Genomic DNA, 24,988 nt, shown 5'->3' with positions numbered 1-24,988 from the left:
CACCTGCGCAACACCGCTCAACACGCCTGGAATAAAGGGGAGTTGGCACGGGAGGCACACCTTCCGGCCAACTTCCCGACGCGCTCCTGACAGGCCCCCCGCTCCCCTGTCACTCTTCCCACGACCGACTCACAGCGACCGCACAGCGCTCACGCGTCCCGCGCCACCCGCGCCCGGACCCGGAGCACGCACCGCGCACCTCGCACCGCCCTGTTCTGCCCCGGACGCCCCAACCCACCGTCCGGTCTCCCTCGGCCGCGCGACCGGCGGCCACGCAGAAGGAGTCAGTGTTGAGCAGCAGCCCCTCCAGCAACCCCTCCCGCAGACGCGCCTCCCGCCGCCGCACCGCCACCGTCGCCCTGGCCGGTGTCGCCGCGCTCATCGCCGCCGCCGTCCAGTCCGGCGCGGCGACCGCGGCGCCCGCCAAGCCCCAGCCGGGCAAGGCGAACCCCGCCCACAGCTCCGTACGCCTCACCGCCGCCCAGCGCGCCGGACTGATCCGGGACGCCGACGCCGGCCGGGCGGACACCGCCCGCTCGATCGGGCTCGGTGCCGAGGAGAAGCTCGTCGCCCGCGATGTCGTCAAGGACGGCGACGGCACCCTGCACACCCGCTACGAGCGCACCTACGCGGGCCTGCCCGTGCTCGGCGGCGACCTGATCGTGGACACCGCGCCCTCGGGCGCGACCCGGCGCGTGGTGAAGGCGTCGGGCGCCACGCTGAAGGTCGCCGGCCTCACCCCGGCCGTGCCGAAGGCCACGGCGGAGCGGCAGGCGGTGGCGCGGGCGAAGAAGCTCGGCGGCACCAAGTCGGCCGCAGACAGCGTGCGCACGGTGATCTGGGCCGCCACCGGCAAGCCGGTCCTCGCCCACGAGACGGTGGTCGGCGGCCTCCAGGACGACGGCACCCCCAGCGAGCTGCACGTCATCACCGACGCCACCTCCGGCGAGAAGCTCTACGAGTACCAGGGCATCCGCACCGGCGTCGGCAACACCCAGTACAGCGGCCAGGTCCCGCTCACCACCACCCAGTCCGGCTCCGCGTACACCCTGACCGACGGGGACCGGGGCGGCCACAAGACGTACAACCTCAACCGGGGCACCTCCGGCACCGGCACCCTGTTCTCGCAGGGAACCGACACCTGGGGCAACGGCACGATCTCCGACCCGGCGACGGCGGGCGCGGACGCGCACTACGGGGCTGCGGTCACCTGGGACTTCTACCAGGACACGTTCGGCCGCAGCGGCATCAAGAACAACGGCGTCGGCGCCTACTCCCGTGTGCACTACGGGAATTCGTATGTGAACGCCTTCTGGAGCGACTCCTGCTTCTGCATGACCTACGGCGACGGCTCCGGCAACGCCGACCCGCTGACCGCCCTGGACGTCGCCGGGCACGAGATGAGCCACGGCGTCACCTCCAACACGGCCGGGCTCAACTACTCGGGTGAGTCGGGCGGGTTGAACGAGGCGACGTCCGACATCTTCGGCACCGGCGTGGAGTTCTACGCGAACAACGCCTCCGACCCCGGTGACTATCTCATCGGCGAGAAGATCGACATCAACGGCGACGGCACCCCGCTGCGTTACCTGGACAAGCCGAGCAAGGACGGCGCGTCCAAGGACAGTTGGTACTCCGGCATCGGCGGGGTGGACGTGCACTACTCCTCCGGCCCGGCGAACCACTTCTTCTATCTGCTGAGCGAGGGCAGCGGCGCCAAGGTGATCGACGGCGTCTCCTACGACTCCCCCACCGCCGACGGCCTCCCGGTCACCGGCATCGGCCGGGACAAGGCCCTCCAGATCTGGTACCGGGCGCTCACCACCAAGTGGACCTCCACCACCAACTACTCCGGCGCCCGCACCGGCACCCTGGCCGCCGCCGGTGAGCTGTACGGCACCACGAGCGCCGAGTACGCGGCCGTGCAGGACGCCTGGGCGGGCGTCGGGGTCGGCACCCGGCCCGGCGGCGACACGGGCACCTCGTACGAATCCACCACTCCGGTGGCGATCCCGGACAACGGTCCCGCCATCACCTCGGACATCACGGTCACCGGCAGGAGCGGAAACGCGCCAAGCAACTTGCGCGTGGCCGTCAACATCACCCACACCTGGCGCGGTGATCTGGTGATCGATCTGGTCGGCCCGTCGGGCACCTCGTACCGGCTGAAGAACTTCAGCTCCTCGGACTCCGGGGACGACGTGGACGAGACGTACACCGTCAACGCGTCGGCCGAACCCGCCGACGGCACTTGGAAATTGAAGGTCCAGGACCAGGCGGCGCAGGACAAGGGCATGCTCAACTCCTGGAAGGTCACCTTCCCGTAGACCACCCCTCCGCCGCCCCTCGCGGCCGGTGAACGGGTGCCGTCGGATGGGTGAACAGCCCTCCGGACGGCACCCGTTCACACGCCCGCAACAACATCAAGACGCAAGGTTTCGGCCAACATCACCACAGGGTCATGACATGTACGCGTCCCTGGTGCCACGCTCTCCCCACCCGCCGCAGCACAGCGACTTCAGTACGCACCACCCCGGCCAGTGACCCCACGCTGGCCGACGCCCCCACGTCAAGGAGCTACTGTGAGCCCCCTCTACGCGCGTCACAAGCGCACCACGCTCGTCATCGCCACCGCCGTCGCCGCCGGTGCGCTCCTCTCCACGGGCCTGTCCTCCAGCGCGAGCGCCGAGAGCAAGACCCTGGCCGGTGCCCCGACGCTGCTGTCGGCCTCGGCGCGCACCACGCTGATCCAGCAGGCGCAGACCGACGCCCCGGAGACCGCCCAGCGCATAGGTCTCGGCGCCAAGGAGAAGCTGGTGGTCAGAGACGTCGTCAAGGACGTCGACGGCACCGTGCACACCCGCTACGAGCGCACCTACGCGGGCCTGCCGGTCCTCGGCGGCGACCTCGTGGTGCACACCGCCAAGTCCGGCAAGGCCGAGGGCGTCACCAAGGCCACCACGTCGGCCATCAAGGTGGCCTCGCTGAAGCCGCAGGTCACCCCGGCCAAGGCGGAGAAGCAGGCGGTCGGTGCCGCGAAGACCCTCGGTTCCGCCAAGACCGCGTCGGACGGCGCCCGCAAGGTCATCTGGGCCGGCTCCGGCAAGCCCGTCCTCGCCTACGAGACGATCGTCGGCGGCCTCCAGGACGACGGCACCCCGAACCAGCTCCACGTCATCACCGACGCGGCCACCGGCAAGAAGCTCTTCGAGTACCAGGGCATCGAGAACGCGACCGGCAAGACGCTGTACTCCGGCACGGTCACCCTCAACTCCGTGCAGTCGGGCTCGACGTACCAGCTCACCGACAGCGCCCGGGGCAACCACAAGACCTACAACCTGGCCCGCAAGACGTCCGGCACGGGCACCCTGGTGTCCAGCACCACCAACGTCTTCGGCACCGGCACCGCCTCCAGCTCCTCCTCCGACCAGACCGCGGCCGCCGACGCCGCCTACGGCGCGGCGGAGACCTGGGACTTCTACAAGAACACCTTCGGCCGCAGCGGCATCAAGAACAACGGCGTCGGCGCCTACTCCCGCGTCCACTACGGCAACGCCTACGTGAACGCGTTCTGGGACGACTCCTGCTTCTGCATGACCTACGGCGACGGCTCCGGCAACGTCGACCCGCTGACCTCGCTGGACGTCGCGGGCCACGAGATGAGCCACGGTGTCACCTCCAACACCGCGGGCCTGAACTACTCGGGCGAGTCCGGCGGCCTGAACGAGGCCACGTCCGACATCTTCGGCACCGGCGTGGAGTTCTACGCGAACAACGCCTCGGACCCCGGTGACTACCTCATCGGCGAGAAGATCGACATCAACGGCGACGGCACCCCGCTGCGCTACATGGACAAGCCCAGCAAGGACGGCGGCTCGGCCGACTACTGGTCCTCCACGGTCGGCAACAAGGACGTGCACTACTCGTCCGGCGTCGCCAACCACTTCTTCTACCTGCTGTCCGAGGGCAGCGGCGCGAAGACGATCAACGGGGTCTCGTACAACTCCCCGACCTCCAACGGCTCCACGGTCACCGGCATCGGGCGCGCCAAGGCGCTCCAGATCTGGTACAAGGCGCTCACGACGTACTTCACGTCGACGACCAACTACAAGGCGGCCCGCACCGGCACCCTGAACGCGGCCTCCGCGCTCTACGGCGGCACCTCCAGCGCCGAGTACAAGGCGGTGGCGGCTGCCTGGTCGGCGGTCAACGTCAGCTAGCAGTCCAGTAGTTGAGACTGGGCGCCCCCTGGGAAGGTGATCTTCCGGGGGGCGCCCTAGTCTGGTGCCCATGTCCTCGGCGCCCTTCACCTACGAGCCGGTCGGCGCGACCCGCGACGATCTCGCCGTCTGCCCGCCCGGCTTCCACCACCTCTTCTCCCGCACCCGGATCGGCGAGGGTCCGGGCGTCTTCCGCCGGGCCACGGAGGCGGTCCTGACCTGGGAGATGCACCGCGCGATGGGCGTCGGCATGGAGACCTCCGCCGAGCGCGCGACCCCCGGCACCGAGGTCACGGTCAACCTCGCGGGCATGATCAAGGCTCCCTGCCGGGTCGTCTGGGCCGCCGACGAGCCCCGCCGCGCGGGCTGGGCGTACGGCACCCTGCCCGGCCACCCCGAGGACGGCGAGGAAGCCTTCGTCGTCGAGCGCACCGGCGACGGCACGGTCTGGCTCACGGTCGCCGCCTACAGCCGCCCCGCCAAGTGGTACACCCGCACCGCCGGCCCCCTCGCCCGCGCCCTCCAGCACGCCTACGCCCGCCGCTGCGGCGCCACCCTGAAGCGGCTCTGCGCGGACGAGGACGAGAGCTAGGCCGCGGCCTCCTGGGCCAGCGCCTCCCGCACCGCGGGCTCGACGGCGGTCAGCACACTCCAGGACGCCCCGCCGTCCAGCTTCTTCCGTGCCTTGGTGGGCTCGGCCGTCATCTCCACGGTGGCGGTGTCCCCGTGCGTCGTGACGGTGACCCGCAGGGCCACCTCCACGTCACCGGGCCCGGCGTACCGCACGTCCAGCTTCCCGTGCGTGAACTCCACGACCTCCCGCACCCGAGGCGCGGACACCCCCTTGAGCGCGTGCAGCACGGTGTCCGTCACCTGGTACGGCGTGGTCCCCGGCCGTATCGGCACCTCCACCCGCCCCACGGCCGGCACGACGGCGGCCCGCTCGTCGAGCACCACCCCGTACCGCCGCGCCGCCCGTCCCGCCTGCCCGGTGCTCGACGTGGCGATCAGGCACACGAACACCACCCCCCACCCGGCCCCGATGCCCACCCCTTCCGCCAGGGCCCCCGCCCACCCCCTCCCGTCGGAGACCAGGAGGGCGACGGCGGCACCGCCGACGACGAGCACGACGACCAGCGCCGCGACGGCCAGGCGACGCACGGCCGCGAGCCAGTAAGTGAACATCTGGGCTGAGAGTCCTTGTCCGTTGTCGGAGGGTGAACGATACGGCTCACCCTCCGGCAGCGAACGCTCAGCGCAGCAGCACCCCCGCCGACTCCACCGCCTCCTCCGAAGGCGCGGTCACCAGGCCCGTCTCCGCTGTGGAGGCGAGGAGGCGGTGGGTGGGGAGGATGCGGACGGTGTAGCCGAAGGGGCCGGTGCGGTCGAGGAAGAGGGGGCCCTCGTAGAGCCAGCGGCCCTCCAGGTCGGGGTTGCCGACCGGCTTCAGCGGGACCGTGCTCGCGTCGGTGATGCGGTCGCCGGAGTCGACCCGGCCGGAGACCACCTGCACCTCCACGTCGTCCGGGGTCAGCTCACCGAGCCCCACCCGCACCCGCAGCCCGACACTGGAGCCCAGCTCCGCCGTGGCGGTGGGCGCCGTGGTCTCCACGTGGTCCACGCTCACCCCCGGCCACGCGGCCCGCACCCGCGCCTTCCAGCCGGCCAGTTCGCGCGCGGTGTCCGGGGCGAGCGCGCGGTGGGCCTGGGCGGCCGGGGCGTAGAGCCGCTCGACGTACTCGCGGACCATGCGGCCGGCCAGCACCTTCGGGCCGAGCAGGGTGAGGGTCTGGCGGACCATCTCGATCCACCGGTCGGGCAGCGAGGCCCGGCCGCGCTCGTAGAAGCGGGCGGTGACCCGGCCCTCCAGGAGTTCGTACAGCGCGGCGGCCTCGATGTCGTCCCGGCGCTCGTGGTCGGTGGCCGCGCCGTCCGCCGTGGGGATGGCCCAGCCGAAGTCGGGCTGGAACCATTCGTCCCACCAGCCGTCCAGCACCGAGAGGTTGAGACAGCCGTTGAGCGCGGCCTTCATCCCGGACGTGCCGCACGCCTCCAGCGGGCGCAGCGGGTTGTTCAGCCAGATGTCGCAGCCGGGGTAGAGCTTCTGCGCCATCCCCATGCCGTAGTCGGGCAGGAACACGATCCGGTGCCGCACCCGCGGGTCGTCCGCGAACCGCACCAGTTCCTGGACGAGCTTCTTGCCGCCGTCGTCCGCCGGGTGCGCCTTGCCCGCCACCACGATCTGCACCGGCCGCTGCGGATGCAGCAGCAGCTCGGTCAGCCGCTCCTTGTCCCGCAGCATCAGCGTGAGCCGCTTGTACGAGGGCACGCGCCGGGCGAAACCGATGGTGAGCACGTCCGGGTCGAGCACCCCGTCGATCCAGCCCAGCTCGGCGTCGGCCGCCCCGCGCTGCCGCCAGGAGGCGCGCAGCCGGGACCGTACCTCCAGTACGAGCTGTTCGCGCAGGGTGCGGCGCAGCTCCCAGATCTCCTGGTCCGGGATCTCCGCGACCGCGTCCCAGCGCTCGGAGCCGCCGACGGTCAGCGCGTCCTCGGCCCGCTGCACGCCGAGCTGGCGCGAGCCGAGCCGCAGCACCTCGGGGGCGACCCAGGTCGGGGCGTGCACCCCGTTGGTGACCGAGGTGATCGGCACCTCCTCGGCGTCGAACCCCGGCCAGAGCCCGGCGAACATCTCCCGGCTGACCTGCCCGTGCAGCAGGGACACCCCGTTGGCCCGCTGGGCCAGGCGCAGGCCCATCACGGCCATGTTGAAGAGGCCCGGCTCGCCGCCCGGATAGGTCTCGGTGCCCAGCGCCAGCACCCGGCGCGGGTCGAGCCCGGACAGCTCGGCGTCGGGCCCGAAGTGCCGGGCGACCAGGTCCCGGTCGAAGCGGTCGATGCCGGCGGGCACGGGGGTGTGCGTGGTGAACACCGTCCCGGCCCGTACGGTCTCCAGCGCCGCGTCGAAGTCGATTCCCAGCCGGCCCAGTTCGGCGATCCGCTCCAAGCCCAGGAACCCGGCGTGCCCCTCGTTGGTGTGGAACACCTCCGGCTCGGCGTGCCCGGTGAGCCGGCAGTAGGTGCGCACCGCGCGGACACCTCCTATGCCGAGCAGCATCTCCTGGAGCAGCCGGTGCTCGCTGCCACCGCCGTAGAGCCGGTCGGTGACACCGCGTTCGGCGGGGTCGTTCTCCTCCACGTCGGAGTCGAGCAGCAGCAGCGGCACCCTGCCGACCTGCGCGACCCAGATCCGGGCGTGCAGGGCGCGGCCGCCGGGCAGCGCGAGGGAGACGCGGGCGGGGGTGCCGTCGTCCTCCTTGAGCTGGACGAGGGGCAGCTCGTTGGGGTCGAGCACGGGGTAGTGCTCCTGCTGCCAGCCGTCGCGGGAGAGGGTCTGGCGGAAGTAGCCGTGCCGGTAGAGCAGTCCGACGCCGATCAGCGGGGCGCCCAGGTCGCTGGCGGCCTTGAGGTGGTCGCCGGCCAGGATGCCGAGGCCGCCGGAGTACTGGGGCAGGGCCGCGGTGATGCCGAACTCGGGCGAGAAGTACGCGACCGCGGCGGGCAGCCCGTCGCCCTGCTGCTGGTACCAGCGGTCGCCGGTCACGTAGTCGTCCAGGTCGTCGGCGACCGCGGTCAGCCGGCGCAGGAAGCGCCGGTCCTCCGCCAGCTCGGCGAGCCGCTCGGGGCTCACCCGGCCCAGCAGCCGTACGGGGTCGCCCTCGGCGGCGGCCCAGTGCCCGGGGTCGACGGACTGGAACAGGTCGCGCGTCTCCGCATGCCAGGACCAGCGCAGGTTGCGCGCCAGGTCGCTGAGCGGCCGGAGGGGTTCGGGGAGAACTGGACGGACGGTGAACCGACGGATCGCCTTCACATTCCACCTCGGACGCGTCGCATGGTGAGACGCACGGCGCTGTACGTCTCGTCGTCATTGTCGACGGTAGTGGTTACCGGGGCGTCACCGAGGAAGCATCCGGGTGAAGCGGCCCGAAAACGGCACATCCGGTACGCAGGTGAACGGAGCGCGGAGGAGGGGCGCGGGGTGCGCAAGCGCCGGGAAGTGCCGGGAAGTACGGGGAAGCACCGGGAATTGGCCGAACCCCGCCGTACCGGGGGGAGTCAAGGCACGCCGGGCGGGAATCCGGGAGAGGTAAGGCCGGGCCCGTACGCAGTTGTACGCGCGAGTAGTTGACCAAAGTTCCGGATTGCCCACCCGAACCGGGTGGGAAGGCTCCCCCGGTACGACGCACCAGGCACCACAGCACCGCAGCAGGAACCGTCGCCCGCACACCCGGCCCACACCCATGTCGACGCGGACAGGAGCGGTCATGCCCGCCACGCACCACTCGTCAGCACCGGTGACCCCCGGCAAGGCGGCCGGCAGAAAACCGGCCCGGCCGGCCCACAAGGCCCCACCGCCGGACGCGGCCCCGACCGCCGGGCCGGAAGGAAGCCGGCCTGTGACGGGCCGTATCCCGGTCCTGGACGTGCGGCCGGTGGTCCAGGGCGGGCGCAGGCCCGCGAAGGCGGTGCCCGGCGAGGTCTTCGAGGTGTCGGCCACCGTGTTCCGCGAGGGGCACGACGCGGTCGCCGCCGATGTCGTACTGCGCGACCCGGACGGCCGCCCGGGACCGTTCACCCCGATGCGCGAACTCGCCCCCGGCACCGACCGCTGGGGCGCCACGGTCAGCGCGGACCGGCCCGGAAACTGGACCTACTCGGTGGAGGCATGGTCCGACCCGCTCGCCACCTGGCGGCACACCGCCGAGATCAAGATCCCGGCCGGCATCGACACCGACGCCGTACTGGAGGAGGGCGCGCTGCTGTACGAGCGCGCGGCCGCCGGGGTCCCGGCGGAGCACCGGGACACCGTGCTGGACGTGGTCACGGCCCTGCGCGACGAGGACCGCCCGGCCGCCTGGCGTCTGGCCTCGGCCCTGGCCCCGGAGGTCTCCGAGATCCTCGCCCGCCACCCCCTGCGCGAACTGGTGACGGCCTCCGACCCGCTCCCCCTCCAGGTGGAGCGGCAACGGGCGCTGTACGGCTCCTGGTACGAGTTCTTCCCGCGCTCGGAAGGGACGTTGGACGAACCCCACGGCACCTTCCGGACGGCGGAGAAGCGTCTGGAGGCCATCGCGGAGATGGGCTTCGACGTGGTCTACCTCCCGCCGATCCATCCCATCGGGACGACCCATCGCAAGGGCCGCAACAACACCCTGACCGCGACCCCGGACGACGTCGGGGTCCCGTGGGCGATCGGCTCCCCGGAGGGCGGCCACGACGCCGTCCACCCCGACCTCGGCACGCTGGACGACTTCGACCACTTCGTGGACCGCGCACGGGAGTTGGGGCTGGAGGTGGCCCTGGACTTCGCGTTGCAGTGCTCCCCTGACCACCCCTGGGTGGAGAAGCACCCCCAGTGGTTCCACCACCGCCCCGACGGCACGATCGCCTACGCCGAGAACCCCCCGAAGAAGTACCAGGACATCTACCCGATCGCCTTCGACGCCGACATGGACGGCCTGGTCACCGAGACCGTACGGGTGCTCCGCCACTGGATGGAGCACGGCGTCCGCATCTTCCGCGTCGACAACCCGCACACCAAGCCCGTGGTGTTCTGGGAACGGGTCATCGGGGAGATCAACCGCGCCGACCCCGACGTCATCTTCCTGGCGGAGGCGTTCACCCGCCCCGCGATGATGCACACCCTCGCCCAGGTCGGCTTCCAGCAGTCGTACACCTACTTCACCTGGCGCAACGACAAGCAGGAGCTGACCGAGTACCTCACCGAACTCTCGGGGGAGGCGGCCGCCTACATGCGGCCCAACTTCTTCGCCAACACCCCGGACATCCTGCACGCCTACCTCCAGCAGGGCGGGCGCCCGGCCTTCGAGGTGCGGGCGATCCTCGCGGCGACCCTCTCCCCCACCTGGGGCATCTACAGCGGCTACGAACTCTGTGAGAACGAGCCGTTGAAGGCGGGCAGCGAGGAGTACTGGGACTCGGAGAAGTACCAGCTCAAGCCGAGGGACTGGGAGGCGGCCGCCCGCGAGGGCCGCACCATCGCGCCGCTCATCACCCGGCTCAACGAGATCCGCCGGGAGAACCCGGCCCTGCACCAGCTCAGGGACATCCACTTCCACCACGCGGACCAGGACGGAGTGATCGTCTACTCCAAGCGCAGCGGTTCGAACACGGTTCTGGTGGTCGCCAACCTCGACCCGCACCACACCCAGGAGGCCACGGTCTCGTTGGACATGCCGCAACTCGGCCTCGACTGGCACGAGTCGGCGCCGGTGCGCGACCTGCTCACCGGCGAGTCCTATCACTGGGGCAGGGCCAACTATGTGCGACTCGAACCGGGTCGTCGACCCGCGCATGTGTTCTCGGTTCTGCGACCGTCCAACCCGCGGATCGGAGGGTCACCCGCCATATGATCGTCAACGAGCCCGTTCCCGACACCTTCGAGGACACGCCGGCCAAGGACCGGGACCCGGAATGGTTCAAACGTGCCGTCTTCTACGAGGTCCTGGTCCGTTCCTTCCAGGACAGCAACGGCGACGGTGTCGGTGACCTCAAGGGTCTGACCGCCAAACTCGACTACCTGCAATGGCTCGGCGTGGACTGCCTCTGGCTCCCGCCGTTCTTCAAGTCCCCGCTGCGCGACGGCGGTTACGACGTCTCCGACTACACGGCCGTGCTCCCCGAGTTCGGGGACCTCGCGGACTTCGTGGAGTTCGTGGACGCCGCGCACCAGCGGGGCATGCGGGTCATCATCGACTTCGTCATGAACCACACCAGTGATCAGCACCCGTGGTTCCAGGAGTCCCGCAACAACCCCGAGGGCCCGTACGGGGATTACTACGTCTGGGCCGACGACGACAAGCAGTTCCAGGACGCCCGGATCATCTTCGTCGACACCGAGGCGTCGAACTGGACGTACGACCCGGTGCGCAAGCAGTACTACTGGCACCGCTTCTTCTCGCACCAGCCGGACCTGAACTACGACAACCCGGCCGTGCAGGAGGAGATGATCTCGGCGCTGAAGTTCTGGCTGGACCTCGGCATCGACGGGTTCCGGCTGGACGCGGTGCCGTACCTCTACCAGCGCGAGGGCACCAACTGCGAGAACCTCCCCGAGACCCACGACTTCCTGAAGCGGGTCCGCAAGGAGGTCGACGAGCAGTACGCCGACAAGGTCGTGCTGGCGGAGGCCAATCAGTGGCCCGAGGACGTGGTCGACTACTTCGGCGACTACTCCACCGGCGGCGACGAATGCCACATGGCGTTCCACTTCCCGGTCATGCCCCGCATCTTCATGGCCGTCCGCCGCGAATCCCGCTACCCGGTCTCGGAAATCCTCGCCAAGACCCCGGCGATCCCCACGAATTGCCAGTGGGGCATCTTCCTGCGCAACCACGACGAGCTGACCCTCGAAATGGTCACCGACGAGGAACGCGACTACATGTGGGCCGAGTACGCGAAGGACCCGCGTATGCGCGCCAACATCGGCATCCGCAGGCGCCTCGCACCCCTCCTGGACAACGACCGGAACCAGATCGAGCTGTTCACCGCTCTCCTGCTCTCCCTGCCGGGCTCGCCGATCCTGTACTACGGCGACGAGATCGGCATGGGCGACAACATCTGGCTCGGCGACCGGGACGCGGTGCGTACGCCGATGCAGTGGACCCCCGACCGCAACGCGGGCTTCTCCTCCTGCGACCCCGGCCGGCTCTTCCTGCCGACCATCATGGACCCCGTCCACGGCTTCCAAGTCACCAACGTGGAAGCCTCGATGTCGTCGCCGTCCAGCCTCCTGCACTGGACCCGCCGCATGATCGAGATCCGCAAGCAGAACCCGGCCTTCGGACTGGGCTCGTACACCGAACTGGTCTCGTCCAACCCGGCGGTGCTCGCGTTCCTGCGGGAGTACGAGGACGACCTCGTGGTCTGCGTGCACAACTTCTCCCGGTTCGCGCAGCCCACCGAGCTGGATCTGCGCCAGTTCACCGGACGGCACCCGGTGGAGCTGTTCGGCGGGGTGCGCTTCCCGGCCGTCGGCGAGCTGCCGTACCTGCTGACGCTGGCCGGGCACGGCTTCTACTGGTTCCGGTTGCGCCAGGACGCCGTGTAGTCCGGGTAGTTGCGATCGAGCGGGGCGACCACCGGTTTCCGCCGCCCCGCTCGGGGCACCGTTCAGTAACACCCCGACGACCCGGGGAAAGGACGTGACGCCCCATGGCGGAAACGGTCACCCCCTCCAGCACGTCAGGCACTACGACCGAGCTGCTCGAATCGCTCGATCCCCTGTTGCGCGAATGGCTGCCCCGGCAGCGCTGGTTCGCCGGGAAGGGGCGCGCGGTCACCGGTTTCGACCTGGTGGCTGCCACTGAACTCCTGCCTCCCGAGGGGAGGTTGGGGCTCTACCACGTACTCCTGCGCGTCCATCAGCCGCCGGTGCCGGGCGCTCTCCCGCAGCCCGGTGACTGCTACCAGTTGCTGATAGGCGTGCGCGAGGCGCTGCCACCCCGGCTGGCGCCCGCGCTGATCGGCCATGTCGTGGACGGCCCGCTCGACGGGCGCACGGTCTACGACGCCCTGTACGACCCCCGGCCCGCCGAAGTGCTGCTGGAAGCCCTGCGCACCGGCGCCCGCGTCGGCGCGCTGCGCTTCGAGCGGGACCCGGCGCACGAGATCCGGGACCAGCTCGTGGCCCGGCTGATGACCGCCGAGCAGTCCAACTCCTCGGTGGTGTACGGCGATACGTTCATCCTCAAGCTGTTGCGCCGGGTCACCCCCGGCGTCAACCCCGACCTGGAACTGCCGCTCGCCCTGGCCCGCGAGGGCTGCGAGCGGGTGCCCGCGCCGGTGGCCTGGCTCCGCGCCGACCTGGACACCGAGCCGTACGTCCTCGCGGTGCTCCAGCCCTTCATGAACGGCGCGACCGACGGCTGGGAACTGGCCCTGCGCGAGCTGGCCAAGGGCGAGGACTTCACCCGCGAGGCGCGGGCGCTGGGCCGGGCCACCGCCGAGGTGCACACCGCCCTCGCCCGCGCCCTGCCGACCGTCACCCTCGGCCATGCCCAACTGGAGCTGCTGGCAGGCGGGATGACCGAGCGGCTCGCGGCTGCCGTCCAGGCGGTGCCCGCGCTGCGGCCGTACGAGACCGGGCTGCGCTCGGCCTTCGAGGCGCTGGCCGACCTGGCCCGCGAGGGGCAGACCTGGACCGCGCAGCGGGTGCACGGCGATCTGCACCTCGGTCAGTGCCTGCGCTCGCCGGGCGACGGCTGGTCGCTGATCGACTTCGAGGGCGAGCCGTCCCGTCCGCTGGCCGAGCGGCGCATGCCGCAGCCCGCGGTGCGCGACATCGCGGGCATGCTGCGCTCCTTCGACTACGCGGCCCACTCCGCCAAGACTCCGGCGCCCGACTGGGCCCACGCCTGCCGGGCCGCCTACTGCACCGGGTACGCCGAGGTCACCGGCCGCGACCCCCGTACCGACCCGGTGATGCTGCGCGCGTACGAGACCGACAAGGCGATCTACGAGGTCGTCTACGAGGCCCGGCACCGGCCCGAGTGGCTGGCGGTCCCGATGTCGGCGGTGCGCCGTCTCGCCTCGCCCGACCTGTCATGAGCCCGACCTGACCCCGACCGGGAGACTCGTCCGTGACGTCCAAGAAGCCAGCCGGCCCGAAGAGCAAGTCCGGCAAGAAGCAGGCCAAGTCCTCGCAGGCGGCACCGGTGAAGCAGGTCCGGGCGAAACCCGGCAGGCAGGCGGACTCGCCGGAGAACGCGCCCGCGATCCCGAAGGCGCGTACGCCCGAGGTGCCCGCGGTCTCCCCCGCTCTGGACCCGGCCGACCGTGAGCGGCTGCTCGCGGGCACGCACCACGACCCGCACACCGTGCTGGGCGGGCATCCGGTGCCCGGCGGGGTCGCCTTCCGGGTGTTCCGGCCGTACGCGGAGGCGGTGACCGTCGTCTTCGACGACGTGCGGGCGGAGCTGAGCGACGACGGGGAGGGCTTCTTCTCCGGCCTGCTCCCGCTGACCGAGGTCCCGGCCTACCGGCTGCTGGTGTCGTACGACGGCACGGAGCACGAGACCGAGGACCCGTACCGCTTCCTGCCCACGCTCGGCGAGCTGGACCTGCATCTGCTGGGCGAGGGGCGGCACGAGGAGCTGTGGCAGGCGCTCGGGTCGCGGGTACTCACCCAGCAGGGCGTCACCGGGACCCGGTTCGCGGTGTGGGCGCCGAACGCGCTCGGGGTGCGGGTCGCGGGCGGCTTCGACTTCTGGGACGCGACCGGCTTCCCGATGCGCTCGCTGGGCTCGACCGGGGTGTGGGAGCTGTTCGTGCCGGGGGTCGGGGAGGGTGAGCTGTACAAGTACGAGATCACCCGCCCGGACGGCTCGCGCACCCTGCGCGCGGACCCGATGGCCCGGCGTACGGAGGTGCCGCCGGCCACGTCCTCGATCGTGGACGTCTCCCGCCACGAGTGGGGCGACGCTCAGTGGATGGCCCACCGCGCGGACCGCCCGGTGCACGAGGCGCCGTTCTCGGTGTACGAGGTGCATCTGCCGTCCTGGCGACCAGGACTGACGTACCGTCAGCTTGCCGAACAACTGCCCGCGTATGTCGGTGATCTCGGCTTCACGCACGTCGAGTTGATGCCGGTGGCCGAGCATCCCTTCGGGGGTTCCTGGGGCTATCAGGTCACCGGGTTCTACGCCCCGACGGCCCGGCTCGGTACGCCCGACGACTTCAAGTACCTGGTGGACAAGCTGCATCAGGCGGGCATCGGGGTGCTGATGGACTGGGTGCCCGCCCATTTCCCGCGTGACGAGTGGGCGTTGGCCGAGTTCGACGGGCGCCCGCTGTACGAGCACGGCGATCCGCTGCGGGCCGCCCATCCGGACTGGGGCACGCTGGAGTTCGACTTCGGGCGGCGCGAGGTGCGGAACTTCCTGGTCGCCAACGCGGTGTACTGGTGCGAGGAGTTCCACATCGACGGGCTGCGCGTGGACGCGGTCGCCTCGATGCTCTACCTGGACTACTCGCGCGAGGCGGGCCAGTGGACGCCGAACGAGTTCGGCGGGCGGGAGAACCTGGACGCGGTCGCCTTCCTCCAGGAGATGAACGCCACCGTCTACCGGCGCTGCCCCGGCGTGGTCACCATCGCCGAGGAGTCCACCGCCTGGGACGGGGTGACCCGGCCGACCCATCACAAGGGGCCGAGCGGCTTCGGCGGGCTGGGCTTCGGGCTGAAGTGGAACATGGGCTGGATGCACGACTCGCTGGCGTACATGAGCCACGAGCCGGTGCACCGCAAGTACCACCACCACGAGATGACCTTCTCGATGGTGTACGCGTACAGCGAGAACTACGTGCTCCCCATCTCCCACGACGAGGTCGTGCACGGCAAGCGGTCGCTGGTCTCCAAGATGCCGGGCGACTGGTGGCAGCAGCGCGCCAACCTCCGCGCCTACCTGGCCTTCATGTGGGCCCACCCTGGCAAGCAACTCCTCTTCATGGGCCAGGAGTTCGCGCAGGGCGCCGAGTGGTCCGAGGCACACGGCCCGGACTGGTGGCTGCTGGACCCGGCCTACGGCGCCGAGTCCGAGCACCGGGGGGTACGGGAGCTGGTCCGCGACCTCAACACCGCGTACCGGGCGACCCCGGCCCTGTGGGAGCGGGACACCGATCCGGCGGGGTTCGAGTGGATCGTCGGGGACGCGGCGGAGGACAACGTCTTCGCGTTCCTGCGCCGCGACGCCGAGGGCGGCCCGCTGCTGTGCGTCGCCAACCTCTCCCCGCTGGCCCGCCACGACTACCGCCTCGGCGTCCCCGACGACATCCCCGCCTGGCACGAGACCCTCAACACCGACCTCGCCCGCTACGGCGGCGGCGATGTCGGTGTTGAGGGCACGGTCAAGCCCGAACCCCAGCCCTGGCACGGCCGCCCGGCCAGCATCCGCCTCACGCTGCCGCCGCTGGCGACGGTGTGGCTGCGGCCGGCGTAAAGCGACAGAAGACGACCCTCTCTCGGCTGTCCGCCGCTTTGGAAACGGCGGACGGCTGATAGACGGCACACGGTGGCGGACTCGGACCGGTGCCCCCTGGCGCGATGTCGTCGATACTGATCACGGCCGGTGACCAACACGGTCCCGCAACGCCTACACGGTTTGCCAGGGGTTGGTCTCGTAGCAGTCCACGAGCAGGTCTGTCACGTCGGGATCGACGGTCAACACCGCCTCATCGATGCTCGCGACCGGGACGGCCGGCGAGATGGAGTTCGAGAGGAAGGCCGCGAGGGTCGGAGAGCCGGACGCCCAGGCGCCGAGGTCTCGGAGGTGGATCTCACGCCGCTCGAACGGTATGCCCTTGGCCGCCAGTCCTCGCTGCAGAAGCTGCATCATGATTCCCGGCAATACGGCAGCCTGGGGCCAGATGACTCTCTCGCCGTCGAAGAAACCGATGTTCGAGATCGATGCCTCGCTGATCCGGCTGTCGCGATCGGTGAACAGAACGTCGTCGTACCCGGCGAGCACCGCCTGGCGCCGGCGAAGGCTGAGTCCGAATGTCCCGGCGTGCTTGACGTGGGGCAGATCCCGCTCGTACTCCACTGTCCGCAGTCGCACAGGTGAGGTCCGAGACGCGAGGGGAGCGCTCGTCGTCACAGCCACGTCCGGCTCCACCACCTCGCCGCTCAGCACGGCAGCCTGGTGACGGCTGAAGACGGTCACGCGAACCGTCACCGCGTCCGGGGAAGCAAGGAGCGCGTGCCGCACACAGGACCGCACCCGATCGTCGTCCAGCCCCGTTCCGAACAGCTCCCGCGTACTGTCGTCCAACCTCTTCAGGTGCAGATCCAGTCCTCGGACCGCTCGACCCCGCACCTGCAACGAGGAGAAGTGCGAGTAGTTGGCCCGCGCGAGCACCTTTAGGTCTTCGCTGTCCGCTTCGACACCGTTGACTTCCACCCGGTCGATGTCGACCCCTCCCTCATCCGTACCCAGCCCTACGGCCATCTCTCGCCCACCCTAGACACCGCCTTGACGTCACGCGCACTGGATCGACTTTCGCAACAGGCCCTACTCCTGTTTCAGCCCTGACGGCAGCAGGCCGGTATGCAGCACCCCCAAGCGCTGCGTTGCGCGGGTGAGGGCCACGTACAGGTCGCTGGTGCCGTAGGCGGCGGGGTCGACGACCAGGACCGAGTCGAATTCGAGGCCCTTGGACTGGCGGGGGTCGAGGAGGACCACGTTCCGGGTGAGGTCGGGCTCTTCGGCCGCCGTGACGCCGTCCAGTGCGGCGGCGAGGGTGGCGTGCAGGGCGCGGGGTGCGATGACCGCGAGCCGTCCCTCGGCGGGGGTCAGCTCGGCCACCGCCTGCGCCACCGCGCCGGGCAGGTCGTCGGAGGCGTCGCGTACCCAGGGGTGTACGCCGGTGGAGCGGACCGAGCTGGGCGGTTCGAAGTCCGGGTGTTCGGCGCGGACCACGGCGGCGGCCAGGTCCATGATCTCGGACGGGGTGCGGTAGTTGACCCCGAGCCGGGTGTGCTCCCAGCGGTCCTCGACGTACGGCTGGAGGATCTCCGACCAGGAGCCGACGCCGGCCGCCTCGGCGGTCTGCACCGGGTCCCCGACCAGGGTCATGGAGCGGGTCGGGCTGCGCCGCATCAGCAGCCGCCACGCCATCGGGGACAGCTCCTGCGCCTCGTCCACGATGATGTGCCCGAACGCCCAGGTCCGGTCGGCGGCGGCGCGCTCGGCGGCGCTGCGGTGGTCGTCCTCCTCGTGCCGCTCCGCGAACCGCTCGGCGTCGATGATGTCGTGTGCGCTGAGCACCTCGGAGGACTCCGGGTCGTCCTCCTCCTTGTCGTCGAACTCGTAGGTGCGGGACGCGTACGACACGTCCAGCACGCCCTGCGCGTACGCGATCTGCGTCTCCCGCTCCCGGTCGGCGCGGGCGCGGGCCAGCCGGTCGTCCTCGCCGAGGAGTTCGGCGGCCTCGTCCAGCAGGGGGACGTCCGCGACGGTCCAGGCGCGGGTCACGGGACGGCGTACCGCGTCGGCGTCCTCGGGCGAGAGGTGGCCGTCGGGCTCGGCGAGGAAGTCCGCGACCAGCCGGCGCGGGGTGATCCGGGGCCACAACTGGTCGATGGCGGCCCAGACTTCGGGGTTCTCGGCGAGTTCGTCGCGGATCTGGGTGATGTCGGAGGGGTCGAGCAGGCTGCTGCCGTCGTAGGGGTCGGTGCCCACGCGCTCGGCGTACAGGTCGGTGAGGGTGTTGAGGATGTGGCCCTCGAAGTGCTCGCGGGCCGCGTTGTGCGGCAGCTTGGCCGCGCGGGTGCGCTCGCGGGCGGTGGCGACCAGGCCCTCGTCGAGCATCAGCACCTCGCGGTCGTGCTCGACGGCGATCACCGGGTCGGGCAGCGCCTGCCGCTCGGCCACGACGGCGGCGAGCACGTCGGCCATCTCGGCGCGGCCCTTCACCACGGCCGCCTCGGGGGTGTCGGTGGCGGTGGCCTTCACGCCGGGGAACAGCTCGCCGACCGTGGCCAGCAGGACGCCGGTCTCGCCGAGCGAGGGCAGTACCTCGCCGATGTAGCCGAGGAAGGCGGGGTTGGGGCCGACGATGAGCACCGCGCGGCGGGCGAGCAGGTCGCGGTGCTCGTAGAGCAGGTAGGCGGCGCGGTGCAGGGCGACCGCGGTCTTGCCGGTGCCGGGGCCGCCCTCGACCACCATGATGCCCCGGTGGGGAGCGCGGATGATGTCGTCCTGCTCGGCCTGGATGGTCTGCACGATGTCGTTCATGCGGCCGGTGCGGGCGGTGTTCAGCGCGGCGAGCAGGACGGCGTCGCCGGTGGGGTCCTCGTGGCCGGTGCGGGTGTCGTCGCCGAGGTCGAGGATCTCGTCGTGCAGCGCGGTGACGGTACGGCCCTCGCTGGTGATGTGCCGGCGGCGGCGCAGGCCCATCGGGGTGTGGCCGGTGGCCACGTAGAAGGGGCGGGCGACGTCGGCGCGCCAGTCGATGAGGACGGGGGTGCGCTCGGTGTCCTCGCGGCGCAGGCCGATACGGCCGATGTGGTGGGTGGTGCCGTCGGCGAGGTCGATCCGGCCGAAGCAGAGCGAGCCGTCGACGGAGTTCAGCGCGGCGAGCAGCCCGGAGCGCTCGGCGACCAGGATGTCCCGCTCCAGGCGTGCCTGCTGGGGCTTGTCGCCCTGCGCGAGGGCGTCCTTGACGCCGGTCTCGGCGTCGCCGCGCAGCTCGTCCACGCGCTCGTAGAGTCCGTCGATGAATTCCTGCTCGAACCGCAATTCATCGTCCGGAAATTCGGTGTTTGACAATTCCACTCCCGCCCGCATATACTGTGCTCATCAAGCTTCCGCATGACCTCTTCGTGAAAGCATCATAAAGAAGTCGTGAACGGTCCAATATACCGAAAGAAATCCCCCGGGCGCCAATGCCCGGGGGATTTCTTTGCTTGCGGGTGTCTGGTTCAGAGCAGGTCGGCCAGCTCCTCCAGCAGCTTGCGCCTGGGGCGGGCGCCGACCAGGGAGCGCACCGGCTCACCGTCCTGGAAGACCAGCAGGGTGGGGGTGGAGAGCACCTGGTAGGCGAGGGTGGTGCCGGGGTTGCGGTCCACGTCGAGCTGGACCACCTTCAGCCGGTCGCCCTCCGCGAAGGCGATGTCCTTCAGCACCGGCGCGAGCTGGCGGCAGGGCCCGCACCAGTCGGCGGTGAACTGCACCAGCACCGGGAGATCGGCCCCGAGCACCTCCGCCTCGAAATTCGCGTCCGTGACCTCGTCAAGACCGCTCATCCTTTTTTCCCTCCCAGCTCGCACACGGGTTCCGGACCCCCCGGAACCAGCGCCTCGGCGGCCAGCCCGGCCCGCGCCTCCTCGGCCCGCCGCAACTGCCCCGCGACCGTCTCCCGCACCGCCACCAGCTCCCCGATGAGCCCGTCCAGCTCATCCAGCTTCCGCCGGTACACCTCCCGCGACGCCGGACACGCGTCCCCCTCCGCATGCCCGGCCCGCAGACACTCCACGAACGGCCGCGTCTCCTCCAGCTCGAACCCGAAGTCCCGGAGCGTGCGGATCTGCCTGAGCAGCACGAGATCCCGCTCGTCGTACTCCCGATACCCCTGCGCATCCCGCCGCGCGGGCAACAACCCCCGCGCCTCGTAATACCGCAACGCCCGAGTGGTCGTCCCGGCCCGCTCGGCCAGCTCACCGATTCGCATGTCAGGGACGGTAGGGGATGACGCAAGGGTGAAGGCAAACGGCCGGAACCACCTGATCGGGCGAGCCCGGAATGAGTAGTCTGAGATCTCACGTCGAGGCCGATACGAGGGGCGGATTCATGGATCCGGAGCTGGCCGCGCTGGCGGCAACCGCAGGGACAACCCTGGTGTCTTCGTTGACGACGGAGGTGTGGCAGCGAGCCAGGGACGGTATCGCCTCGTTGTGGAGGCGTAGTCAGCCGGAGCGGGCCGAGGCCATCGCCGCGGAGCTCGACACAACCCGCGTCGTCCTGATGGCCGCGCAGGGTGGCGGCGACGCGGACACGGCCGCAGAGCTGGGTGCGGAGTGGCAGGGCCGTATCCGGCGGCTTCTCGTGGCCCGTCCGGAGGCTGCCGAAGACCTTCGCTCGTTGCTCGCGGAACTGACCCCGGCGGCTGCTGTGACGTCGTCGGTGACGCAGCACGCCACCGCTTCCGGGCAGGCACGGGTCTACCAGGCAGGCCGAGACCAGAACTTCACCGAGCGGTGACCGGCGGCAACGACGCCCGGGCCGACGGCCAGGGCCGCGTCTACCAGGCATCCGGCGACCAGCACATCACCGAACACCATCACCACGGCCCCGACTGGAGTGGCCCCGACTCGGTTCGCCGGCCCGCGGTCGGCCGTGCCCCCGTGGTGCTCCGTGACCGGACCGAGGAGATGAGGCGGCTCCGCGCCGCCCTCGAACCCGGCGTCGGCAACCGTGTCTATGTCCTGCATGGCCTCGGCGGCTGCGGGAAGACCGCCGTCGCCTACACCCTCTTCGATCACGCCACCCACCATGCCGGCCGGATCGGCCTATGGGTCAACGCCTCGGACCCCGCCTCCCTGCGCGCCGGGATGCTCGCGGTCGCCGCCGACCGCGGTGCCACCGACGCCGAACTGATGGGTGCGCGCAGTGGGCTGCGTCCAGCGGCCGACCTCGTCTGGCAGTGCCTCGATCACTCCGACCAACCCTGGCTGTTGGTCCTCGACAACGCCGACAATCCCGCGATCCTCCGCGACGGCGGCTGGCTACGCACCAGCCCGGCCGGCATCGTCGTCGTTACGAGTCGACAAGCAGCAGCCCGCTGGTGGCCCGGCGCGGAACTCCTGCATGTCGGTGTGCTCCCGCGTGACGAAGCTGCTCTCGTACTGCGCGATCTCGCGCCCCACGCCGGAACGGTCGATGAAGCGGCGCTTGTCGCCGACCGCCTTGGTCGGCTACCGCTCGCACTCACACTTGCCGGCGGCTTCCTGGCCCACCAGGTCATCGACCCCTGGACCTTGGCCGACTACGGCCATCAGCTCGATGGCGGGGACGGCCGCGATCCCATCGAGCTGATCGATCAAGGCGCTTTGGACACCAGCGAATCACGGCATCTGCTCAGCCGCACCTGGCAGCTCTCTCTCGACGCCCTTGCCGGGCAGGGTTTGCCCGAAGCCAACAGCCTGCTGCGCCTACTCGCCTGCTGGGCGAACGACCCGCTGCCCGTGACCCTGCTCTCAGGCGCCGAAGTCGGCTCGGACCTCCCGGTGTTCCGCATCGAGTCAGCCCTTCGGGGGCTGCTCGACCAGTCCCTGACGGAGCTGTTGCCCGAAGGTGTGAGCTGCCTGCGCACCCACGGTGTGCTGCTCGACAGCGTGGCCCGGACCATCCCCTCCGACCAGAGGGAGCAACTCGCCGCAACGGCCGCCCGGCAACTCAAAGCCACGCTGCCGGAGAATCCGGAACGCGTCGCGCACGACCCTCATATCAACCTGCTTGCCCCTCATGTGCTGGCGCTGCTGCGAAGGGTTGTGGACTGGTCGGTCGCTCAATCGGTTGTGGAGGAGGCCACCGAGTGCTCGTTGAGGCTCGTAATCGCGCTCCATCGCGACGGCGACTTTTCCTCCGCGTTGGCCGCCGCCGACAGAGCCGTCGAACTCGCCAAGCAGTGTCTGCCCGAAGACCACCCGCTGGTCCTCAGGTTGCGCCAACGTGCCGGGCGGGCCCTGTACCGGCTCGGTCGATTCGAGGAAGCCGAGGTCTTGCATCGTCAAGTGCTCGAAGCATGCGAGCGCTCCCTCGGCTCTGCTGCCTTGGACACGCTGGAGAGCTGCCTGGGCCTGTCGCGGGCGCTGTGGCAGCTCGGGCGTGAACCCGAGGCAATGCAACTCATCTGGCGGGCCATCGCGGGCAGGAACGAGACATTGGGACCCGTCCACCCGCTGACGCTCATTGCGAAGGCATACGTGTCCGAAGTAGCCCCAGGACCAGAGTTGGACGAAGAAGTCGCCATGGGGCAGACCCTGGTCGCGGATTGTTATCGAACAGTCGGTGAGCAGCATTCGATCACATTGTTGGCTGAACTCGACCAGGCGGATCTCCTCCGACGCGCGGGACGAAACGCTGAGGCACTACCCACTGCCCGCAGAGCTCTTGCGGCGCACGAGCAGCGATACGGAGGCCTCTACCCGATCACGTTGGCCGCCAGAACCCTGCTGAGCAACATCCTCGCCGAACTCGGTCGGTACGCGGAAGCGATCGAGCAGATGGAGACAGTGGTGAACGCACGGACTGACGTACTGGGCACGTCTCACCCGTGGACAGTGTGGTCGGAGGGACGTCTGGACGAGTACCGGCGCTTGCTGAGCCAGCCGTAGCGAATCTCGAATCGCGTTGGCTCCATTGGCGTCGATCTCCTTACTGCGAGCATGCCGTGCCGGGCCCGCGGATTCGCGGTTGCGGCACGGCATGACACGGCAAGGTCGGAGGTGGCGACGTCAGGTGGTAGTGCTGTCCGCGGCCTTACGGGCCGACTCTGGCGTGATCTCCTGCTCCGAGTCCGGCTCCGCGACCGCGGTCACTTCGGTGGTCTCGACCGCCTCAGCCACCCCCGGTGTCTCCCGCCCCGGCAGCAACACCGCCACCACGACCGTCCCCACCCCGAGGATCACCGCCCCGATCAGGCTCGTATGCGCCACCGCGTCCGAGAACGACGACCCCACGGCCTCAGCCATACGATGCGCGCCCGAGGCCAAGGACGTTGCCTGCTGCTTGAGTTGGGCCGCCTGCTGCGGGTCGCCCGCGGCGGCCGCCTTCGCGGTGAGGGAGTGGGCCTTCTCGCCGATCGCCTGCGCCACCGCGTAGCCCGCGCCCACCGAGTCCTGGGCCGTGGCGAGGGCGTCGGCCGGGAGGCCGGACCCCTTTGTCGCCGACGTCAGGTGGTCGTCGTAGGACGTGGCCAGCAGGGAGCCCAGGATCGCGATGCCGAGGGAGCCGCCCAGTTCGAGGGAGGTGTCGTTGACCGCGCCGCCCACGCCCAGCTCGGACTCCGGGAACGCGCCCATGATCGCGTCCGTGCACGGGGAGAGGGCGAGGCCGATGGCGAGGCCCAGGATGATCAGGGACGGGACGAAGTCGGCGTACGTCGAGCCCGCGTCGACACGGGTCAGCAGCGCGAGCGCCACCGTACCGGCGACCATGCCCGCGCCGACCGTCCAGCGCATGCCGACGCGCGGGGTGAGGTAGCCGGTCACGGCGGAGCCGGCGAAGACCGCGCCGGCCAGGGGGAGCATGCGGACGCCGGTCTCCAGGGCGTCGTAGCCGAGGACGAACTGGAGGTGCTGGGTGAGGTAGTAGAACGCGCCGAAGACGGCCAGGAAGAAGAGGGCGACCGCGAGGTTGGAGCCCGCGAAGCGGCGGTTGGCGAAGCGGCGTACGTCCAGCACCGGGCGCGGGTGGCGGAGTTCCCACAGGACGAAGGCGATCAGGCCGACGCCCGCGACGACCGCCGCCGTCACCGCCTTGACGCCCCACCCGAAGTGCGGCCCCTCGATGATCATGTAGACCAGCGCGGCGATCCAGAGGACCGAGAGCAGACCGCCGACGTAGTCGATGCGGTCGTGGTGACCCGCCTTGGACGGCGGTACGAGGACCAGCGCGCCGACGATCGCCACGGCGGCGACCGGCACGTTGATCAGGAAGGTCGAGGCCCAGCCGTGGTCCCGCAGCAGCGCGCCCGCGACGACCGGGCCGGCCGCGATCGCGAGGCCCGCCGTGGCGGTCCACAGGGTGATCGCCTTGACCCGCTCGGCGCGCGGGAAGGTCGCCGCGAGCAGCGAGAGCGTCGCAGGCATGATCAGCGCCGCGCCGACTCCCATGACCGCTCGGGCCGCGATGACCGTGGCGGACGAGTCCGCGAGGTTGCCGAACACCGCGCCGCCGCCGAAGACGACGAGGCCGAGGATCAGCGCCCCGCGGCGGCTGTACTTGTCGCCGATCGCGCCGAGCAGCAGCATCAGCGCGGCGTACGGGACGGTGTAGCCGTCGATGACCCACTGGAGGTCCGCGCTGGACAGCCCGAGGTCGCGGGTCATGTCGGGCGCGGCGACCGTGAGGGCGGTGTTGGCCATCACGATGATCAGCAGGCTGAGGCAGAGCACGAGCAGCGCCCACCAGCGCCGGGCGTACGGGCGCTCCATCCTCTCGACCGGTTCGTTCATGACGAGTCGCATG

16 protein-coding genes are annotated in these 24,988 nt (G+C 70.5%); 9 read left to right on the top strand and 7 right to left on the bottom strand.

Features of this window, described 5'->3' with window-relative positions:
* Window positions 1–290 precede the first annotated feature (290 nt).
* From E5083_RS04230 to E5083_RS04220, 3 genes are all read left to right on the top strand, one after another.
* A complete protein-coding gene (locus E5083_RS04230) occupies window positions 291–2,327 on the top strand; it encodes a M4 family metallopeptidase (RefSeq protein WP_208753953.1) in 2,037 nt (678 codons plus the stop codon).
* Between the two features lie 255 nt (window positions 2,328–2,582).
* The gene (locus E5083_RS04225; protein ID WP_135784198.1) at window positions 2,583–4,220 is read left to right on the top strand and encodes a M4 family metallopeptidase; all 1,638 of its coding nucleotides are present in this window, start codon (window positions 2,583–2,585) and stop codon (window positions 4,218–4,220) included.
* Between the two features lie 70 nt (window positions 4,221–4,290).
* Window positions 4,291–4,812, top strand: a complete 522-nt coding sequence (locus E5083_RS04220; RefSeq protein WP_135784197.1) for a DUF1990 family protein — start codon at window positions 4,291–4,293, stop codon at window positions 4,810–4,812.
* Here the strand turns inward: E5083_RS04220 and E5083_RS04215 are convergent.
* Together E5083_RS04215 and E5083_RS04210 are read right to left on the bottom strand one after the other, a co-directional pair.
* Entirely contained in the window at window positions 4,809–5,405 is a 597-nt protein-coding gene (locus E5083_RS04215) for a hypothetical protein (protein ID WP_135784196.1), read from the bottom strand. The two genes, E5083_RS04220 and E5083_RS04215, sit on opposite strands and share 4 nt — an antisense overlap.
* A 67-nt stretch (window positions 5,406–5,472) precedes the next feature.
* A complete protein-coding gene (locus E5083_RS04210) occupies window positions 5,473–8,091 on the bottom strand; it encodes a glycosyltransferase family 1 protein (protein WP_135784195.1) in 2,619 nt (872 codons plus the stop codon).
* A 454-nt stretch (window positions 8,092–8,545) separates the two neighbouring features.
* Between E5083_RS04210 and E5083_RS04205 the strand changes: the two genes are divergently transcribed.
* The 4 genes from E5083_RS04205 (at window position 8,546) to glgB (ending at window position 16,237) form a co-directional block, all read left to right on the top strand.
* A complete protein-coding gene (locus E5083_RS04205; RefSeq protein ID WP_135784194.1) occupies window positions 8,546–10,654 on the top strand; it encodes an alpha-1,4-glucan--maltose-1-phosphate maltosyltransferase in 2,109 nt (702 codons plus the stop codon).
* The gene (treS, locus tag E5083_RS04200) at window positions 10,651–12,351 is read left to right on the top strand and encodes a maltose alpha-D-glucosyltransferase (protein WP_135784193.1); all 1,701 of its coding nucleotides are present in this window, start codon (window positions 10,651–10,653) and stop codon (window positions 12,349–12,351) included. Before E5083_RS04205 ends, treS begins: the two co-directional genes overlap by 4 nt.
* Before the next feature lie 104 nt (window positions 12,352–12,455).
* Window positions 12,456–13,850 carry a maltokinase N-terminal cap-like domain-containing protein gene (locus E5083_RS04195; protein WP_135784192.1) on the top strand — a complete coding sequence of 465 codons (1,395 nt, stop codon included), beginning with the start codon at window positions 12,456–12,458 and terminating at the stop codon, window positions 13,848–13,850.
* Window positions 13,851–13,882: 32 nt separating this feature from the next.
* Window positions 13,883–16,237 (top strand): 1,4-alpha-glucan branching enzyme, encoded by a 2,355-nt coding sequence (gene glgB, locus E5083_RS04190; protein ID WP_135784191.1) that lies wholly within the window; start codon window positions 13,883–13,885, stop codon window positions 16,235–16,237.
* A 153-nt stretch (window positions 16,238–16,390) separates the two neighbouring features.
* Here glgB and E5083_RS04185 read toward each other — a convergent pair whose 3' ends face one another.
* The 4 genes from E5083_RS04185 to E5083_RS04170 all read right to left on the bottom strand — a co-directional run bounded on the left by E5083_RS04185 (window position 16,391) and on the right by E5083_RS04170 (window position 20,468).
* Window positions 16,391–17,245 carry an aminotransferase class IV family protein gene (locus tag E5083_RS04185; RefSeq protein ID WP_135784190.1) on the bottom strand — a complete coding sequence of 285 codons (855 nt, stop codon included), beginning with the start codon at window positions 17,243–17,245 and terminating at the stop codon, window positions 16,391–16,393.
* Between the two features lie 63 nt (window positions 17,246–17,308).
* Window positions 17,309–19,585 carry a HelD family protein gene (locus E5083_RS04180; RefSeq protein WP_135784189.1) on the bottom strand — a complete coding sequence of 759 codons (2,277 nt, stop codon included), beginning with the start codon at window positions 19,583–19,585 and terminating at the stop codon, window positions 17,309–17,311.
* 134 nt (window positions 19,586–19,719) lie between these two features.
* A complete protein-coding gene (locus E5083_RS04175; protein WP_135784188.1) occupies window positions 19,720–20,043 on the bottom strand; it encodes a thioredoxin family protein in 324 nt (107 codons plus the stop codon).
* Window positions 20,040–20,468 carry a MerR family transcriptional regulator gene (locus tag E5083_RS04170; protein ID WP_135784187.1) on the bottom strand — a complete coding sequence of 143 codons (429 nt, stop codon included), beginning with the start codon at window positions 20,466–20,468 and terminating at the stop codon, window positions 20,040–20,042. Before E5083_RS04170 ends, E5083_RS04175 begins: the two co-directional genes overlap by 4 nt.
* Before the next feature lie 119 nt (window positions 20,469–20,587).
* Between E5083_RS04170 and E5083_RS04165 the strand changes: the two genes are divergently transcribed.
* Both E5083_RS04165 and E5083_RS04160 read left to right on the top strand, forming a co-directional pair.
* Window positions 20,588–20,998, top strand: a complete 411-nt coding sequence (locus tag E5083_RS04165; RefSeq protein WP_135784186.1) for a hypothetical protein — start codon at window positions 20,588–20,590, stop codon at window positions 20,996–20,998.
* Window positions 20,995–23,133, top strand: a complete 2,139-nt coding sequence (locus E5083_RS04160; RefSeq protein WP_135784185.1) for a tetratricopeptide repeat protein — start codon at window positions 20,995–20,997, stop codon at window positions 23,131–23,133. The genes E5083_RS04165 and E5083_RS04160 overlap by 4 nt, the downstream gene beginning before the upstream one ends.
* A gap of 120 nt (window positions 23,134–23,253) precedes the next feature.
* On the opposite strand, the gene E5083_RS04155 is transcribed toward E5083_RS04160, so the two are convergent.
* Window positions 23,254–24,987: an MFS transporter gene (locus E5083_RS04155; RefSeq protein WP_135784184.1), complete on the bottom strand. Its 1,734-nt coding sequence runs from the start codon at window positions 24,985–24,987 to the stop codon at window positions 23,254–23,256.
* Window position 24,988 lies beyond the last annotated feature (1 nt).

Source organism: Streptomyces bauhiniae (genome assembly GCF_004784475.1).
Lineage (GTDB): Bacteria > Actinomycetota > Actinomycetes > Streptomycetales > Streptomycetaceae > Streptomyces > Streptomyces seoulensis.
This window is presented reverse-complemented; position numbering and strand designations above follow the sequence as displayed.